General features: G+C 58.2%; 12 protein-coding genes. 2 read left to right on the forward strand and 10 right to left on the reverse strand.

Going from position 1 to position 17142, the window contains the following annotated elements; genetic code table 11:
- Positions 1 to 68: 68 nt before the first annotated feature.
- The 7 genes from Poly21_RS17620 to ccsA form a co-directional block, all read right to left on the reverse strand.
- Positions 69 to 1151 carry a DNA polymerase III subunit gene (locus tag Poly21_RS17620; protein ID WP_146408194.1) on the reverse strand — a complete coding sequence of 361 codons (1083 nt, stop codon included), beginning with the start codon at positions 1149 to 1151 and terminating at the stop codon, positions 69 to 71.
- Between the two features lie 9 nt (positions 1152 to 1160).
- The gene (gene rpiB, locus Poly21_RS17625; RefSeq protein ID WP_146408195.1) at positions 1161 to 1724 is read right to left on the reverse strand and encodes a ribose 5-phosphate isomerase B; all 564 of its coding nucleotides are present in this window, start codon (positions 1722 to 1724) and stop codon (positions 1161 to 1163) included.
- Complete coding sequence (locus tag Poly21_RS17630; RefSeq protein ID WP_146408196.1) at positions 1681 to 3048, reverse strand: arsenate reductase/protein-tyrosine-phosphatase family protein; 1368 nt, start codon at positions 3046 to 3048, stop codon at positions 1681 to 1683. The genes rpiB and Poly21_RS17630 overlap by 44 nt, the downstream gene beginning before the upstream one ends.
- The gene (locus Poly21_RS17635; RefSeq protein ID WP_146408197.1) at positions 3045 to 3689 is read right to left on the reverse strand and encodes a sigma-70 family RNA polymerase sigma factor; all 645 of its coding nucleotides are present in this window, start codon (positions 3687 to 3689) and stop codon (positions 3045 to 3047) included. Before Poly21_RS17635 ends, Poly21_RS17630 begins: the two co-directional genes overlap by 4 nt.
- Before the next feature lie 7 nt (positions 3690 to 3696).
- Positions 3697 to 4446, reverse strand: a complete 750-nt coding sequence (locus Poly21_RS17640; RefSeq protein WP_146408198.1) for a 3-keto-disaccharide hydrolase — start codon at positions 4444 to 4446, stop codon at positions 3697 to 3699.
- A gap of 262 nt (positions 4447 to 4708) precedes the next feature.
- Positions 4709 to 6034, reverse strand: coding sequence for a glutamyl-tRNA reductase (gene hemA / locus Poly21_RS17645; RefSeq protein ID WP_146408199.1), 1326 nt, complete (start codon positions 6032 to 6034; stop codon positions 4709 to 4711).
- Complete coding sequence (gene ccsA / locus Poly21_RS17650; RefSeq protein WP_146408200.1) at positions 6031 to 6975, reverse strand: cytochrome c biogenesis protein CcsA; 945 nt, start codon at positions 6973 to 6975, stop codon at positions 6031 to 6033. Before ccsA ends, hemA begins: the two co-directional genes overlap by 4 nt.
- A 216-nt stretch (positions 6976 to 7191) precedes the next feature.
- Between ccsA and Poly21_RS17655 the strand changes: the two genes are divergently transcribed.
- Positions 7192 to 8268: a transposase gene (locus Poly21_RS17655; RefSeq protein ID WP_146408201.1), complete on the forward strand. Its 1077-nt coding sequence runs from the start codon at positions 7192 to 7194 to the stop codon at positions 8266 to 8268.
- 443 nt (positions 8269 to 8711) lie between these two features.
- Here Poly21_RS17655 and Poly21_RS17660 read toward each other — a convergent pair whose 3' ends face one another.
- On the reverse strand, positions 8712 to 10493 hold the full coding sequence (locus Poly21_RS17660; protein ID WP_146408202.1) for an ABC-F family ATP-binding cassette domain-containing protein: 1782 nt from the start codon (positions 10491 to 10493) through the stop codon (positions 8712 to 8714).
- Positions 10494 to 10872: 379 nt separating this feature from the next.
- Here Poly21_RS17660 and Poly21_RS17665 point away from each other — a divergent pair, with 379 nt between their 5' ends.
- A complete protein-coding gene (locus Poly21_RS17665) occupies positions 10873 to 13758 on the forward strand; it encodes a 2-oxoglutarate dehydrogenase E1 component (protein ID WP_146408203.1) in 2886 nt (961 codons plus the stop codon).
- A 42-nt stretch (positions 13759 to 13800) separates the two neighbouring features.
- Here Poly21_RS17665 and gatA read toward each other — a convergent pair whose 3' ends face one another.
- Together gatA and pyk are read right to left on the reverse strand one after the other, a co-directional pair.
- Entirely contained in the window at positions 13801 to 15309 is a 1509-nt protein-coding gene (gene gatA, locus Poly21_RS17670; protein ID WP_146408204.1) for an Asp-tRNA(Asn)/Glu-tRNA(Gln) amidotransferase subunit GatA, read from the reverse strand.
- 185 nt (positions 15310 to 15494) lie between these two features.
- Complete coding sequence (gene pyk / locus Poly21_RS17675; protein WP_146408205.1) at positions 15495 to 16943, reverse strand: pyruvate kinase; 1449 nt, start codon at positions 16941 to 16943, stop codon at positions 15495 to 15497.
- Positions 16944 to 17142 lie beyond the last annotated feature (199 nt).

Raw genomic sequence — 17142 nt, forward strand, 5'->3', positions numbered from 1 at the left:
CCGCTGTGTGGATCCGATTACGAACTTCGCTATCTGGTGAGGCTCATTGTGGTTGGTTGAAGCCAATATCAGCCAATGCTGCCTCGGTCGCCGGTGATGGCGAGGGAGAGATCGGCGGCGTAGCAGTCGACCAAGGCATTCAAGTTCGCACTGCGGTCGATTTCCCGGAAGACGCGAAGAGTTCGGTCGAGCCGCCGAGCGTCGGCACCGTTGTATCGACCTTGGCGGGCTGCTTCTCGCAGTTCACCTCGATAGTACTGGACCGCAATCGAGCACAAATCGCGTAGGCCGGCGCGGCGCAATGGAGCCTCCTTCTTGCTGATTTCATCGAGATGTGAATTGATGCATCGCGCGATAATCATCGGATCGGGAACGGATGCGCTGAGCTGAGTCAGTAGCTTTCCCCGAATTTCATTGCTCTGACCGCTCGCCAAACGCGTCGCAACCTGCAGGTCGCCCGCCGCCAGTTCGATCGCTTCGTCGAGCTCCGCGTCAGCGAGTGAAGGAGGTGACTGACCTGCTTCGGTAAGCCGTTGGATGTGTTGCCGCAGGAGTTCCCGCCCCTCCACTCCCGTAGGACTGGTGAATCGCATCGTCTGACAGCGAGAACGGATGGTGGGCAGTTGGCGCTGTTCGCTGGTGCCGATCAGAATGATGACCGCGTTGGCGGGTGGTTCTTCAAGCGTTTTGAGCAGGCAGTTGGCACCTTCTTCGTTGAGAAAGTCGGCGTCGTGCAGGATCGCAACCTTGCGTTCACCCTGCATCGGACGCAGATGCACATCATGGCAAAAGCCTTCCTGCAATCGGGCTTCGACAGGACCGATGAGTAGTTCGAGCGGAATGAGGGACTTGTCCTGTGGCTTGGACACTTGAATCAAGTCCGGGTGGGTCGCCGCGCGGACCTGGGCACAGTCAGGGCATTGGCCACATGGGTTCATTTCCGCCGCGGATTGACGGCGGCACAGCACCGTTTGTGCGAGCAAGAGTGCGGCAGCTGTCTTGCCGACACCGGGGGGGCCGACGAACAGTAGGCTGCCGCCGAGTCGCCGCTTCGCGATCGCGCTGCTCAGGGTGGAGCGGATCCGTTCGTGGCCGATCAAATCCTTCCACGAGCGGGGAAAAGCATGCGATTCAATGCGAGGAGTTGCCAATCGAAATGCTCAGCTGGCACGTGAGGGAGCAGGTGTGGCGACGCTTGTCGGCAGTGCCTTACCGCTCTGGGGCCGGCCCGCATGCGCGGTGCTTTCCAAATCGCAAATTTTATCGACACGCGTCCCATGGCGACCGCACTCGAAATCCGTGCTCAGCCACATCAATACAAGGTCGTCGACCGGCCGCTCGCCGATCAAATCTCCTGGAAGGCACAGAACATTGACGTCATTGTGACGCCGCGACATCTCCACCATGACCTCGTCATAACACGGCGCGGCGCGAACGCCTGGGAATTTGTTGGCAGCAATGGACATGCCGATACCGGTACCGCAGATTAGAACGCCCCGATCAAGTTCGCCGGTCGCAATTCTTCCGGCAATCTCTTTCGCGTAATCGGGATAATCGACCGGATCCGAGGAATCGGTGCCTGCATCGAAAACCTCGTACCCCTCATGCGTCAAACACTGCACCAGCCGCGCCTTAATATGCACCCCGCGGTGATCGCTTGCTAAACCAACTTTCAATAGATTACTCCTCAGGGATTGCTCGGGCGTCCGCGTCTTCGTTTCCATTATGGCCCTTGTGAGGCTCTTTGTCAGGCGCTATTGGGAAAAAATCATCATCCAAGGCATCGATCCATTTTTCGAGCTCCTCACGAATCTGGTCAGCGCATTGTTCGTAGACGTCCACGTGCATGCCGACGGGATCGCTGACGTCCCCCCCATCTCGGCGGAGGGTGAATACTCGACCCTTGCGGTTTGGCCACGCCGCCAGGATGGCGTCGCGGTGTTGACGCGTCAGGGTCAGTACGAGGTCCGCCATCGACATCATGGGATCGTCCAGCGGCTGGCTGGCATGCCCGGTTAAATCCAGCCCGCGGCGCCCCATTACCTCTACCGATTGCGGGCTGGCGCCGTGGCCACGCTGGGCAGCGACTCCCGCCGATAGAACACGAGCTACGTCTTCCCGGCCAAATCGGCGGTCCAACAGATCCCGCAGCAACGCTTCCGCCATCGGGCTTCGGCACGTGTTGCCCGTGCAGACGATTACAATCACAGGTTTGACAAACTGGTTCATGGCGGCTCGCTGAATCACTCCTTCGCGTAGGATTTGCCAGGAATTTCCCGACAATTGCACGATCGTACCCGCTCCACCATAGCGGCTGACGCCATCATCTAGCAGGACGGGGAGTGGATTGTCGCCCGTCTTTTGAGATAAATAGGTGTCCAGCTTCGCTGCGGTCGTAATCGCAGATCCATCGTCGAGCGAGAATTCTCCCCACACCAATGGCGCCGTCAGGTAACGGTGGATATGACTGAGCAAGCGATGGTTCGATACTCGGAAGGCTACCCGGTCACTTGCCTGGGCACGATCAACCCTTGGCCCGTCGTTTGGGCCGGCAAAGTGATGCAGGACAGCCCGCACGCTGGGCGGAAGCATGCCGACGGCCGATTGCTGTCGATCGCAATCCGCAATCAGAGTCAGTGGTCCGGGAAAACAGCGTTCACTCAAGCGACGGGCGAGTTTCGAGCGGGGAACTAGAAAGTCGCCAGCGGCCTCGCTGCTGCGGGCACACAGGGCTACCTGTCCGGGCACGGTGACTTGGCCTAGTACAGCGACCTGGCCTGGTACAGCGACCTGGCCTGGCGTGGCTTGGCGCGCTGGTACCGCAGTCTGCGTCTGCGGAACGACTTGAGGTGCGCCTGGAATTCCAGTTGGTGACGAACTGCCGACGAGTTCAGCCAGACGGGTTACTGCGGCAGGGCATAGCGCGCTGGCGACGACACCATAGACGGTCTCGCTCGGTAATCCGATGACATCGCCCTCGGCCAATGCTTGCACACTGCGATGGATGATGTCACGCGGGTCGTCGGTTTGCTGCAGGTCGTAGATCATCCGATTTCCATATCGTCGTCTTGTTCGAGCACGGCGCGGAGTCGGCGCAGGGCGCGGAGATATCGCATGCTGGCGGCGGGAGGTTGCAGACCCAGCACCTCAGCTATTTCCAGGTTTGATAGATGCTCATAGTGACGCATCAGAATGACTTCCCGGTCGGCTTCATCGAGTTTCTCGATGGCAGCTTCGACGCGACGTGCAATCTCGTGCTGGGTCGCTACAGCGGCAGGCCCTAGACCCGGATCACTGAGCTGGATCGCGAGATTCATCGTTGACTCGTCGACGCTGCCGCGGTGCATGGGTTGCTCGCGATCCATGCTCCGTTTGGCGCTGCCGCGATGCCGGCGGTAGGTGTCAATGATGCGGTCCCAAGCAATCTGCCGCAACCACAAATGAAACGCCATACCGGGATCATTTAGATACTGTTGGAGCCGCCCACTGGCATCAACCAAGACATCTTGAACGACATCGCTGACATCGACTCGCTGTTGGACTTTTCGATCCAGTCGCAGTTCGACCAGCCGATGGATGGCTGCGCGATGCCGGTCGAGCAACTGATTGACTGCATCGGCGTCACCCGCGCGCGCTGACTGGATCAGCACGTCGGTCTTGTCTCCCTGCGGCCAAATCGATTTGCTCATGGGCGTGCTATTTCCACTGCCGTAGAGTGATGTTTTTGAAGCGAACCGTCATCGCGGGGCCCTGGTGCAGTTGAAGTGCCAAGACACCGGAGTCTCGAGATTTCTCGCTTTGGTTGTCAGTCACCTTGATCGTCTGGGCTCCATTGATGAAGTGTTCGAGTTGACTGCCACGGACCACAATGCGGTAGTCGTTCCACTGGCCAGGGTGGATGCCCTTACCCAGCTCGGTGGCATCGGCAAATTTCTCGACTTGTTTTTTTCCGTCCTCACCGATGATGACGTTTTGACCGCGGAGAGCGAGGATTCCTCGACCCTTCTCCTCATACAGAATGCCAGCATAGTGATTCGCAGCGTCGATGTCGGCTTGGTATCCCGAAACCACGAATTCATCTTCATTGACCACGCGACTGTGATACTGAATTCCCGAATTTCCGCCATCGATTTTGAATTGCAGGGTGAGTTCGAAATCACCTTCGATCTCATCATCCAAAATCAAGAAAGTATTTTGCTTGATCGGCTCTTTGTCGGTCGTCCTTCCCACAATCGCTCCGTCTTCAGCAGCCCACAGGTCATCGCGGCCACGCCAGCCCTCAAGAGTCATGCCGTTGAATAAAACGGTATCTTCGCCGCCTTGTAGGGAGCGGAGGACTGCCGGAGCGGTTTCCGGGATCGCGCTGTCTTGGGCGCTGGTCGGGATCGAAGTTGAGAGTGTCGCCGCGAGTCCGAGGGCGACGGTGAGGATGTGGCGGTAGAGCATTTTCAGAGTGGGAGAGTGGGAGAGTGGGAGAGTGGGAGAGTGGGAGAGTGGGAGAGTGGGAGAGAGAGTAGCGGCGTTGATCCTGGATCATCAGCGTCAGGGCGATGAGAGAACTGGTTGGAATCCCTAATGGATGGGGCCAGGATCCCGTCGGCGGTCTCATCGTGAATCAATGTCATCAATTTACTCGCTGGGAACGATGGTCCCAAGCAGCGAATTGAGTTGACAATATACCTGAAACTTCCGCTGACCTGTAAAAACGCTACAGATCATCCCCGAGATTGAAAAGGTGGCGGAGGGCTTCGAGTAATCCCCGGGAATGACCGGCTGCCGCATCGTCACGCAGCGATGCCATCGGCGGGTGGAGCAGCTTATTAGTGAGGCGGTCGAATGATTTCTCAATTTCTTTCGTCATCGAGGCGTCCGTGCAGCCATTGAGTTTGTCGAGTAATCGCTGCAGTTCAGCCGATTTTACTTGATCGGCTCGCTGCCGCAGACGCTGAATGACTGGCCCGGTTGCCCGCTGCTGGAGCGACTCAAAGAATCGATTGACTTCCTCGTCAAGGATCGCTTTGGCTCTGGGCCACTGTTTCTCGCGTTCGCGTCGATTGCGGTTGCAGGCCGCTTGCAGGTCATCGATCTGGTACAGATAGACTCCGGGCTCATCACCAATAACGGGTTCAAAGTCACGAGGAACGGCCAGGTCCAGTACCAGTAAAATCCGTCCGCCACGTCTGGCGTTGAGCTGGGCGAAGGTCGCCGCGTCGACCAGCGGCTCTTCGGCTGACGTCGTTCCAATGAGGAGATCGGCGGCAACAATCTGTTCGTGGAGTTCATTCAATGACCGCGTATCGGCGCCGAACACTTGCGCCAGTGCCTGCGCTCGCTCCTGGCCACGGTTGACGATGCACAGATTATCGCTGCCGCCGGTTTTGAGGTACCGCAGCGTTTCCTCGGCCATTTCTCCGGCGCCACAGAGGACAACGCGTTTGCCGCGAAGGGTTTCAAATACCTCCGGGACAACTTCTCCTACGGCAACGCTCGGCACGCTCAGCCGGCGGCGATGGATCGTGGTCTCGGTTTGCACTCGCTTCGCGGCCCGATTGGCCGCTTGGAAAGCAGCGTGTGTCAGCGGTCCCGTTGCTCCGGCGACGTTGGACAGGTCGTAGGCCTGTTTGACTTGGGACAGGATCTGGGCTTCGCCCACGACCATGCTATCGAGACTCGCCGCCACCAAGAACAGATGGTCGACTGCCTCGCGGCCTTGGCGGACGATCATGTGTTTGCCTACGAAGTCTGCGGGCTTTTCCAGGCACGCCGCCACGAAGTCGATTAATGCATTTCGCACTTGATCGTCCGACAGCGATCCCGCTCCTGATTCGCTCGCCGTGAGCCCGGATCCGAAGGGGCCACCGGCGGCATAGAGTTCCACCCGGTTACAGGTCGACAGCACGACCAATTCCGCTCCGTCAAACCGCTCGCCGAACGTCGCCAACGCTTGAGCGCAGTGCTCTGAGGAGAATGACAACTGTTCCCGAATTTCCACGGCCGCATCATGGTGCGAGCAACCGATCATCTGCAGCGTCATGAGTCACCTCGCCGGGAGGTGGTCGTGTCGGCGGGGCCTGCGTCGGTATCGGCTCGGACGTCGTGTGCGTTGACTGCAGCGCCCCCGTGGGAGGTTGTTAATACGCCCGACATTGCCAGTACCAGGAAACCGAAGCTCGCCAGCGTTAGGTAGGCGACTTTGCGGCCTCGGCTGGCCGGGGCATAGAGAAATTCCACCATCGTGGCCGATGCCAACCAAGCGAACAGGACCCCCGACAGCATAATGCCCCGATTGGTCCACGGGATCTCGCCCCAGCGGTTCAGATTCATAACGACACCGGATACCAGCCCCACGCCGACCGCCGCTGTGCTGATCACGAGACAGCGACGGTTGAGGTTTTGCAGCGTCTCTAGAGTTGGCAGTCGTAGCGCCGAGCCGGCCCGCTTGTGCTTGAGTCGCCAGGACTGGACGAGGTACATCGCTCCGGCCAAAAAACCAAATAGCACCGCGGCGGATCCGAGCATCATTGACAACGCATGCACGTTCCGCCAAAACGCAGTCGCCTCGCCACGGTCAAAGGCGGGCAGATGCCGCACCGAAATCGCCAGCGCGATCATCGCCAAAATGGCCGGTAAGAAAAAAAAACCGATGACGGTGTCAGGCCGCCGGAGGTAAAGAACGAAGTAGCAGATTGCCAACCCCAGGGCCACCATCAGTGAAAAATCAGTCCACGTTGCCAAGCGTCCCGCGTCGACGGCTGGGCTGCCCTCGGCACTGCCGCTGCCGCCTGGAAGATCCGCCGTTGCGCGTAAGGTAAGGTAAATGATGTGGGTGACGATTCCGATCGCCATCATCACCAGTCCCGCCAATCCACGGCCCGGCAGGCGACGGCCCACCAACCGCAGCAGCTCAATCAGCAGCACGATGGCGTAGCTCGTCGTGAAACAAGTAATCGAAATTTGATGGAGCATGGGGAGCATTGCCACATCCTACACAAAGACATGCCGAATGCGCAAGTGAGGGGGCGCGAAGCCGGGAGCCTCCCAATAATTAATTAATTAGGGACAGGCAAGAATTAATTAGGGACAGGCAATGAATGAGGATTTTTCTGGTTGACCGCTGGTCCGTTACCCCTAGGATGGAGATGGTCGTGAGGGTTTTGCGGCCTTGCTGTTTCTCTTAGCAGAGTCGGTACAATGCCTCGTCAAGCTCGTGGTGAAGTTTTAGACCCGTCCGAAGTGCAGGTGGTGCATTGCATTCAGAGATGCGTGCGACGTGCGTTTCTTTGCGGTGACGATCCGCTGACGGGGACTTCGTACGAACATCGGCGTGGCTGGATTCGTGATCGCCTGGAGTTCCTGGCTTCGGTCTTTGCGATCGATTGCTTGACTTTTTCGGTGATGCACAACCACATTCATCTGGTCCTACGCAGTCGGGCGGATGTGGCGGCAGCTTGGTCGGACGAAGAAGTGGCCCGGCGTTGGCTGCGATTATTCCCCCGGCGGCGAAACGAGGACGGTTCGCCTGCGGAGCCCACGAAGCCGGAGTTGGACATGATCCTCAACCAACCCGAAGTGTTGTCGGAACGTCGCACTCGACTGTCCGATATCAGCTGGTGGATGCGGTGCACCGCTGAGAATATTGCGCGGAGGAGCAATGCTGAAGACGAGGTTCGCGGGCACTTTTGGGAAGGTAGATACCGAGCGCAAATTTTGCTCGATGAATCCAGTTTGCTGGTGTGCGCGGCGTACGTTGATCTGAATCCGATTCGTGCTGCGCTGGCGGAAACTCCGGAGACCAGTGATTACACCGGAGCGAAGGCTCGGATTGACGATTTGAGCGAGCGGCAGGATCGGCGTCGGCCTAGCACCCATGATTGGGAGCGGAGTCGGGCTCGGCGTCGCAGTGGGTGGATGAGTCCAATCGAGATTGATGAACGATCTGACGCGACGGGACCGGTAGTCGAAGCGTCAGGCCGTCGAGCGAGCAGCAAAGGGTTCCTGCCGGTATCGATGGTGAGATACTTGGAGTTGCTTGATTGGACGGGGCGCCAATTGCGTGCTGATAAGATCGGCAGCATTCCAGCCCATCTGAACCCGATCCTGCAGCGACTTGGCTTGGACACGCATGGCTGGTGCGATGTGGTGCGCAAATTCGGTCGGATCTTCAAACGTGCGGCAGGCACACCGGAGAGCCTTGCAGGCGAAGCATGCCGTCGCGGGCAGGGTTGGCTGTGCGCCCGCGGGAATCCGCTGGGCCTCTCATCGGTCTGACGCCGTCTCAGAACGCTGCCGCGAAGACTGTTCCAGGTTGGCCGCTGCGCGGTTGGGGTGGGCTGTAAGGTTTGTCTCGAGTAGCGTGCTCAAAATGGCCGATCTCGGCATTTGGGTTGTCCGACGTGAAGGCTCCATGCAAGAAACTCGTGTCTGTGCTCCCTGAGAACTGTCTAAAAAATTGGGTGGCCCTTTTCGAGCGTCGGAACGCTGCCGCGAAGACTGTTCCAGGTTGGCCGCTGCGCGGTTGGGGTGGGCTGTAAGGTTTGTCTCGAGTAGCGTGCTCAAAATGACCGATCTCGGCATTTGGGTTGTCCGACGCGAAGGCTCCATGCAAGAAACTCGTGTCCGTGCTCCCTGAGAACTGTCTAAAAAATTGGGTGGCCCTTTTCGAGGGTGCGGGGATGGGGGCTAAAATTTGGGTGGCCCTTTTCGGGGGTGCCTCAGAAATCGCTGAGTTCCATCCACTTCTCTTCTGCCTGGCTGAGCTCGACTTCGATGGCTTTGATTTGATCGTGCAGTCGCACTGCTTCATTGGGCTTGGTCTCTTTGAGCAGCAGTTCGTTGAGCTCTTTCTTCTCATCGTCGAGCTTGGCGATTTTGCGTTCCAGGGTCTTCAGCTCCTTGCCGGTTTTGCGCTGGTCCTTGTGCTGTTTGCGATCGTTTTTGGCATCGCCATTGGCCCCGCCTTGCGGCGCGGTCGATTTCCCGGCGGCTGCATTACGCTGTCGTTCGCCTTCGGAGACCTCTTTTTCGACGGCGTCGCAGTAAGTGTCGTAGCTACCGAAATAATTTCGCACTCGGCCGTCGCGGACCTCGATCACATTGGTGGCCACGCGAGCCATGAAGTGTCGGTCGTGGCTGGTGAAGATCACGGTGCCTTTGTACAGCCGTAGGGCCTCGGCGAGCGATTCGACGGTTTCGACGTCGAGGTGGTTGCCTGGTTCGTCGAGCACGAGCACATTGGCGGTCCCGAGTAGTAAGCTGGCCATGCAGACACGAGCTCGTTCGCCACCGCTGAGCACTTTGATTTTCTTCTGGATCGCTTCGTCGCGAAACAGCAACGCTCCTGCCATCGCGAGCAGCTCTTGCCGAGTCGTATCTGGGTCGGACGCATATTCGAGATGTTCGAGGATGGTTTGGCGTTCGTCGAGTGTCGTGTAGACATGCTGGGCATAGGTGCCGATCTCGATCCCATGCCCCCATTTCATCGTCCCATCGAGCGGCTCGAGCGAACCGACGAGCGTCCGGAGCATGGTCGTCTTGCCTTGCCCGTTGTCACCGACGATGGCGGCTCGCTGGCCGTGTTCAATTTCTAGCGAGATATCGTCAGCGACGCGGTGACCAGGATAACCGATGGCGAGTTGGTCGCACCGCACGGCGGTGCCCTGTCGCGGTTGGACGCGGGGGGCCCGAATATTCACGGTTGGCTCGTCGACCTGCAGCTCCACGGTTTGCAGTTTCTCCAGCTGCTTCGCCTTGCTGCGCGCTTGACTGGCTGTGGACGCGTTAGCGCGGTTCTTGTCGATAAATTGTTTGAGCTGTTTCTGTTTCGCGATGACGGTTGCGTTGACACGGCGATCGTGTTCGCGACGTTCTTCGCGGAATTCGAGGAAATCGTGGATCTTTCCAGGGAACATGGTCAACTGCCCCTTGGCCAGTTCCAGTGTTTGGCTGCAAGTTGCCTTCAGGAACGCGCGGTCGTGGCTGACAATCAACGCCGCTTTACCGAAATCGCGCAGGAAGTGCTCCAGCAGAATCTGCGTTCGCAAGTCGAGGAAGTTGGTTGGTTCATCGAGCATCAGCAAATTGGGATCGTGCAGCAGCAAGGCCGCCAGTTTGACCCGCGTTTGCCACCCCCCCGAAAGTGCCTTGACCGGGCCTTCGAGGTACTCGCCTTTCAGTTCGAACTGCCCGGCGACCTGACCGCACCGCCAATCGGGGGCGCCGCTGTCACGCATCAGGAAATCCAGCGCTGATTCGCCCTCCTCGAAAGGATCATGCTGTCGTAGATAGCCAATCCGCAGGCTGGGGTGATGGATCACCTCGCCCTTTTCGACTTCTTCTTCGCCGAGCAGGATCCGCAGCAGCGTGGATTTGCCGGCACCATTGCGGCCAACGAAACCAATTTTGACGTCATCAACCAAGCTCGCATTCGCTCCGTCGAGCAAAACTTGGTCACCGAAGCGTTTGTAAGCGTCGCGGAGCTGAATCAGAACGGCCATGAATCCGAGATTTATTGTGAGTGGAGGATGGGTGCGGGCTAACGATATCGTCGCTTTTGCGATTCGAATTCGCAAATACTAACCCGAAGTGTCAACGAGAAGATGAGGTCGGTTTCCGCGTTGGCTCGTCGGGTCGGTCAATCGACAGTCCGCGAGGGATACTGCGGGCCCTCCAACGTAGCGAGAAACACGAAAAAGTTCACCATGTCTTGCCTACCCATACCGGCGTTGCTTGCGTAGAGTATTCATCCACCCGTTCGAGATAAACTAAAGCGGCCGCAATTCGCTTTATAAACCGCGTACTCTGCACTGCTACACCCCTCCTTTTGAAGCCAACTCCGCGACCAGCGCTCGCTCGGCTGGGTCGCCGCCCTCGCTCATGAATAGTTATTCGTTGGACTACATCGACGATCTGTACGTGCAATACGTACGCGATCCGTCGAGCGTCTCTGAAACTTGGCGTCATTATTTTGAACAGTTCCTCGTAGGAGCCGGTGCACCTGTGCAGGAAACAGCGCCGCCCCCGGCAGCGGGAACGTCGCGGACCCGCCCGTCAGGTCCGGTCGGGGACACCAGGACTTCCCAAGGCGGCGGTTTGGCTACTGCGGTGCAAAGCGGAGCGGGGCTGAAGGCTGGTGAAGTCAACGGTGACCTGCCTCACGGTTCGACCGGAAACCAAAATGTCGACCAAGCCCTCTGGTTGGCCCGGATCCAAGATCGCGTCGACCAACTCGTGCGGGAATACCGCGTTCGTGGACACCTTGTCGCCAAGCTCGACCCACTCGGTTTATACGAGAACCGGTGTCCAGAGCTGTCACCACAGAGTTACGGATTGAGTGACCAGGACCTCGCTCGCCCTTTCGACAGCAGCATCCTCGAGAACGTCACAGGCAGCACGCTCGATGTGATTTTGAAGAAGCTGCAGCAGACCTACTGTCGCTCCATCGGCGCCCAGTTCATGCACATCGACAATCGCAATATCCGCGATTGGTTGCAGCGTAGAATGGAAACTACAGAAAACCGTCTCGATTTGTCTTACGAACGACAGCGGCGAATTTACGCCCGCTTGGCAGACGCAACGATTTTTGAAGAGTTCGTACGCCGCAAATTTGTCGGTGCGAAAACCTTTTCACTCGAAGGTGCCGAGAGTCTAATCCCGCTGATCGATTTGGCGTTGGAAAAGGCGGGCCAACATAAGGTCAAAGAAGTCGTGATGGGCATGGCCCACCGTGGCCGGCTCAATGTGATGGCGAACATCCTCAAAAAACGGGCGATGAACATCTTCTGGTCGTTTGACGATCCCACTCCAGAGCTCAGTCGCGGGGGGGGCGACGTGCGTTACCACCTCGGCTATAGCAGCGATTGGAAGACCGCATCGGGTGATAAACTGCACATCTCATTGTGCTTCAACCCCAGCCACCTGGAGTTCGTCAACACCGTCGCCCAGGGGCGCACACGCTGCAAGCAAGATAATCGGGGCGATACGTCGCGTAAGGAAGTGATGACGATCTTGGTTCACGGCGATGCAGCGTTCGCGGGCGAGGGAATTGTGCAAGAGACCCTCAACCTGAGCGAACTGCCGGGTTATCGAACCGGTGGGACGTTGCATGTGGTGATCAACAACCAAGTTGGTTTTACGACGGATCCTCAGGATGGGCGCAGTACCACGTACGCCACTGACATCGCTCGCATGCTGCAGATTCCAATTTTCCACGTCAATGGCGAGGACCCCGAGGCAGTCGCCCAGGTCGTTGCCCTGGCGATGGATTTCCGCAAAGAGTTTCATCGCGATGTCGTGATCGATCTGTACGCCTATCGCCGCTGGGGACATAACGAGGGCGACGAGCCCCGGTTCACCCAGCCCCGCATGTACGCGGAGATTGACCGCCGGCCCGGTGTCAGACAACAGTATCTCAACCGCCTGCTGAAACTCGGTAAGATCACCGAGGCCGAAGCTGAGGAGATCAGCCAAGAGCGAACCGAGAAGCTCGAGCGTGAATTCGAAGCGAGCAAGAACGAATCCTTCGTGCCCGATACCCAGACCCTCGCAGCGAACTGGACTGAGTTCTTCGGCGGGCCGGAGCCAGACGATCCGGTCGACACCACCATCGACGTCGAGAAGCTGAGCGAATTGCTCGATTCATTGACGCGGCTACCCGACGGATTTTCGTCGCACAAGAAGCTCAAGCGACCCTTTTCGCAGCGTCGAGAAATGGCCGCTGGCAACCTGCCGTTGGACTGGGCGGCGGCGGAAGCTGCCGCGTTTGCATCGTTGCTCGACCAAGGGCATCCCATCCGCATGACTGGCCAGGACTGTCAGCGGGGAACGTTCAGCCATCGGCATGCTGTGCTGCACGATGTCCGCAACGGTGAACTGTACGTGCCGCTGGAGCATGTCAGTAAATCGCAGGCCCGTCTGGAGCTTTACAACAGTCCACTGAGCGAAGCTGGGGTACTCGGTTTCGAATATGGTTACTCACTCGATTGCCCCAATGGCCTGAGTATTTGGGAAGCTCAATTCGGTGACTTCTGGAATGTGGCTCAAGTCATTGTGGACCAGTTCATCGCCAGCGCTGAGGACAAGTGGGATCGACTCTCAGGCTTGGTCATGTTGCTACCACACGGTTTCGAAGGCCAGGGGCCCGAGCACTGCAGTGCCCGGATCGAACGCTGGCTGGCGATGTCCGCTGAGGACAATATCCAGGTCTGCCAGCCGACCACACCCGCTCAGTTTTTCCATTTGCTTCGCCGGCAGGTGATTCGCAAGTGGCGTAAGCCTCTCATCGTCATGACACCTAAAAGCTTGTTGCGTCATCCCGAGGTCACCAGCCCGCTGGAAATTGTCGCTTCGGGTAGTTTTCAAAAAGTTCTTCCGGATCGCAAAGTCCCGCTGGAAACGGCTCGGCGGCTGCTGCTGTGTACAGGGAAAATCTACTACGACCTATCCCAAGCAAGGGCCGATCGAGAGATTGAGAATGTCGCGATCATGCGAGTGGAACAGCTCTACCCACTGTCGGTGCCGGAGTTGCTCGACTCCCTCGCCGGATTGCCCGAGGGCACCGAAGTCATGTGGATTCAAGACGAGCCCGAGAACATGGGGGCTTGGCCCTATATGAAATTTAAGTTCGGTGACGAGTTAGCGGCGAGATTTAAGCTATCCAAGGCCACCCGGGCGGAATCAGCCAGCCCGAGTACCGGTAGCATGGCGGCTCACAAGCTCGAGCAAGCGGATTTGATCGAGGCCGCTTTTGAAGGTTTGGAGTAACATTTTTGTGAGTGCTGCGTGCAGTTGTCGTGCACGCTCTTCTCACGATGCGACAAAATCATTGGGGCGCATCCGGTGATACGTCGTCGCCGATTGAAAGCCGGCACCGGCGGCCAAAAGTCTTGCTTCTTGCATCACGGGGGCTTGCAGTTGGATGGCGACGGGTAAGCCGTCGTCGTCCAGCCCGGCAGGCAATGAGATTGCGGGCACACCAGCGAGGTTGGCGCCGACAGTGAAGAGGTCGCACAGATACATTGCGATCGGATCATCAATATTTTCACCGAGTCCGAATGCAGGTGATGGCGTGACCGGGCCGAGCAACACGTCGACATCTTCGAACGCGGTCTCGTAGTCACGGCTAATCAGCCGCCGCACTTTCAATGCTTGATTGTAGTACGCGTCGTAGTAACCTTCGCTCAATGCGTAGGTGCCGACCATGATTCGTCGTTTCACTTCACTACCGAATCCGTTCGCCCGGCTGGCTCGGTACATCGCTTCGAGCGGCTGGGTTTTCGCCAGCATGGGGGCAATGCTGTCCTCGGTGCTCGCGGCCGCGTGACGATAGCCGTAATGGGCGCCGTCGAAACGGGATAGGTTGCTGCTCGCTTCGCAGGGGGCGATCACGTAGTAGGTTGGTACCCAGTACGGGCTGTGTTGCAGGGAAACTTCGACGATTTCCGCACCAAGATCTGTGAAGACTTTCTCCGCCTCGGCCACGGCTGTGCGAATCGCCGGCGCGACGCCGTCTTGATCGATTGAGTCACGTAGCACGCCGATGCGGACGCCTTTCATGTCGCGACCCGCGATGGCGGCTTGATAGTCGGGGACTTCATGATCAACCGAAGTGCTATCGGCAGGGTCATAACCTGCCATCGCCTGCAGTCCGATGGCGACATCGTCGACCGACCAGCCCATCGGGCCGGCTTGGTCGAGACTGCTGGCGAAGGCCACCAGTCCAAGTCGGCTACAGCGACCGTAGGTTGGCTTCAAGCCGGTGATTCCGCAAAACGCGGCCGGTTGGCGAATCGAACCACCGGTGTCGGTGCCGATGGATAGGGGTACGGTGCCTGCGGCTACTGCTGCAGCGGCTCCACCACTGCTGCCGCCGGGCGTCCGCTGTTCATCCCACGGGTTTCGAGTCAGCCCCATTGCGCTGGTTTCGGTAGACGCCCCCATGGCAAATTCGTCCATGTTGGTTTTACCGACCACAATTGCTCCAGCTCGTTTCAGCTTGGCAACGACGGTGGCGTCGTAGGGCGGCGTGAAGTTTCGCAGCATGTTCGATGAGCACGTCGTCGGCATATCGGACGTGCACAACACATCCTTGATTGCGACGGGCAAGCCGGCCAGGGGCGGGAGCGGTCGGCCCGCTTTACGATCTTGGTCGACCGCGTCGGCGGCATTCAGGGCCGCCTCATAGGCCACGTGCGTGTAGGCGTTGATCGTTGGCTGGATGGCCCCGATGGCTCGGAGCGTCTGTTCAGTGACCTCGCGAGCGGTGGCGTCACCAGATCGCAACAATTCGAGAATCGTCGACGTCGAATCCAACATATCTTTCAAAACCAAAGCGTAAAAACAAAATGGGCGTGCCGGAAGAGTATCGGACAATCGCCGCCAGATTGGAATGCCGGGCTGAGTAGCCGAGTCTCTCCGAGACTCGGACGCATGACTCGGACGCATGTCTCAGACGCATGTCTCAGACGCGAGTCTCGGAGAGACTCGCCTACTCAGTGTTGTCACGACAGCGTGTGTACGGAGATCACGTTGTCGGCGCCCGCGACGACGTCACTACCGCTGACGACGACCATCGTATCACCGGGCCGGATTACATTTTTACCGTTCTCGGTTTGGTCGCAGGCCCACCGCGTGACCTGTTCGATTAGGTGAGAGGTATCCGCGATATCTTCGCAGAAGATCGGTTCGATACCCCAGAACAAATTCATGCGGCGAACCGAGGCGAGGTGATCACTGACCGCTACGGTCGGAATCAGCGAGCGGGTATTGCTCTTAACCCAAGCGGTGCCCCCACTGTGCGTCGCAATCGTAATCAGCTTGCTACCGATTGCTTCGGCGACCTCCATTCCCGCACGGGTGATCGCATGGGTGGCACGGTGCATGTCGTCCACGTCGACAGCTTCAGGATTTTGGTAGGCGACGATGGATTGTTCGGTTTTGTACATGATTCGGTCCATCGTCGCGACGCTTTCCTGAGGGAAACTACCGATCGCCGTCTCCCCGCTGAGCATGCAGGCGTCGGTGCCATCGAGCACCGCGTTGGCGACATCTGATGCTTCGGCACGCGTCGGTCGCGGACTATGATGCATCGACTCAAGCATCTGCGTGGCCACAATGACGGGCTTCATCAACCGCTTGCACGTTGCGATAATCCGTTTTTGTGCGACGGGAGTTTCGGCGACATCGATTTCGACGCCCAGATCCCCGCGTGCGACCATGATGCCGTCCGCCTCCTGGACAATTCGTTCGAGATTGGCGAGTGCCTCTGGTTTTTCGATTTTCGCAATCACAAGGGCTCGGCATTCGTAGCTATTAAGTAAATCTTTCAGGCTGCGGACATCCTCAGGAGTGCGTACGAACGAGAGGCTGATGAAATCAATTTCATTTTGGGCAGCCCAAATGGCATTCTCGATATCGCTGGGCAGCATAGCGGCAACCGACAACTTGACGCCGGGTAAATTCACGCCCTGGCGACTGCGGATTTCGCCGGCTGCGACCACCACACACTCCGCGCGTGAGGCGGTAACCGATTCGACCTGCAGTGCCACCATGCCATCGGCCAGCATCACGCGATCTCCCGGTTCGAGTTCGTCGATCAATCGCGGGTAGGTGCTCGTCAATTCACCCTCACGCTGGGAGTCGTTGCCGCGGACGAAGGCAAATCGAGCTCCCAGCGGGCAGGCAAGTGGTTCGCTCGATAGGTGTCCAAGGCGAATTTTGGGTCCCGCCAAATCGAGGAGAACACCTGCAGGAAATCCGGTTTGTTCAGACGCTTCACGGATGTTGGCAAGTTTTTCGGCGTGTTGACTGATACTGCCGTGGGCACTGTTGATGCGGAACACATCCACGCCGGCTTCGATTAAGGCAGCAAGCTGTGAGACGCTGTCACAGGCGGGGCCAACCGTGGCGACAATTTTCGTGCGAGCTTCATTCAAACGTGGGCGTGACATGCGGTGGGTTTTCGATGAGAGTATCGGAATAGAGAGCAGGTCGAGATCCCTACTGTAGTCGATGACCTGCGAGGGGTTCTTGACCGCATAGCCTGGCTCGTTTCCGATGGATCGCGTGCGTTCGCTCGCACCCTGCGTCGGGCGAGCATTTTCCCATTAAGCCGATTCGTTCGTCATCCCAACGTCATTGTTCGCTGAA

The organism is Allorhodopirellula heiligendammensis (genome assembly GCF_007860105.1).
GTDB lineage: Bacteria > Planctomycetota > Planctomycetia > Pirellulales > Pirellulaceae > Rhodopirellula > Rhodopirellula heiligendammensis.

Excerpts from the sequence above, each read along its gene's own strand:
- Poly21_RS17665 (WP_146408203.1), top strand. The coding sequence starts at position 10,873 with ATGAATAGTTATTCGTTGGACTACATCGACGATCTGTACGTGCAATAC.
- hemA (WP_146408199.1), bottom strand. The coding sequence starts at position 6,034 with ATGACGCTGCAGATGATCGGTTGCTCGCACCATGATGCGGCCGTGGAA.
- Poly21_RS17655 (WP_146408201.1), top strand. The coding sequence starts at position 7,192 with ATGCCTCGTCAAGCTCGTGGTGAAGTTTTAGACCCGTCCGAAGTGCAG.
- gatA (WP_146408204.1), bottom strand. The coding sequence starts at position 15,309 with ATGTTGGATTCGACGTCGACGATTCTCGAATTGTTGCGATCTGGTGAC.
- ccsA (WP_146408200.1), bottom strand. The coding sequence starts at position 6,975 with ATGCTCCCCATGCTCCATCAAATTTCGATTACTTGTTTCACGACGAGC.
- Poly21_RS17630 (WP_146408196.1), bottom strand. The coding sequence starts at position 3,048 with ATGATCTACGACCTGCAGCAAACCGACGACCCGCGTGACATCATCCAT.
- pyk (WP_146408205.1), bottom strand. The coding sequence starts at position 16,943 with ATGTCACGCCCACGTTTGAATGAAGCTCGCACGAAAATTGTCGCCACG.
- rpiB (WP_146408195.1), bottom strand. The coding sequence starts at position 1,724 with ATGGAAACGAAGACGCGGACGCCCGAGCAATCCCTGAGGAGTAATCTA.
- Poly21_RS17635 (WP_146408197.1), bottom strand. The coding sequence starts at position 3,689 with ATGAGCAAATCGATTTGGCCGCAGGGAGACAAGACCGACGTGCTGATC.
- Poly21_RS17660 (WP_146408202.1), bottom strand. The coding sequence starts at position 10,493 with ATGGCCGTTCTGATTCAGCTCCGCGACGCTTACAAACGCTTCGGTGAC.
- Poly21_RS17640 (WP_146408198.1), bottom strand. The coding sequence starts at position 4,446 with ATGCTCTACCGCCACATCCTCACCGTCGCCCTCGGACTCGCGGCGACA.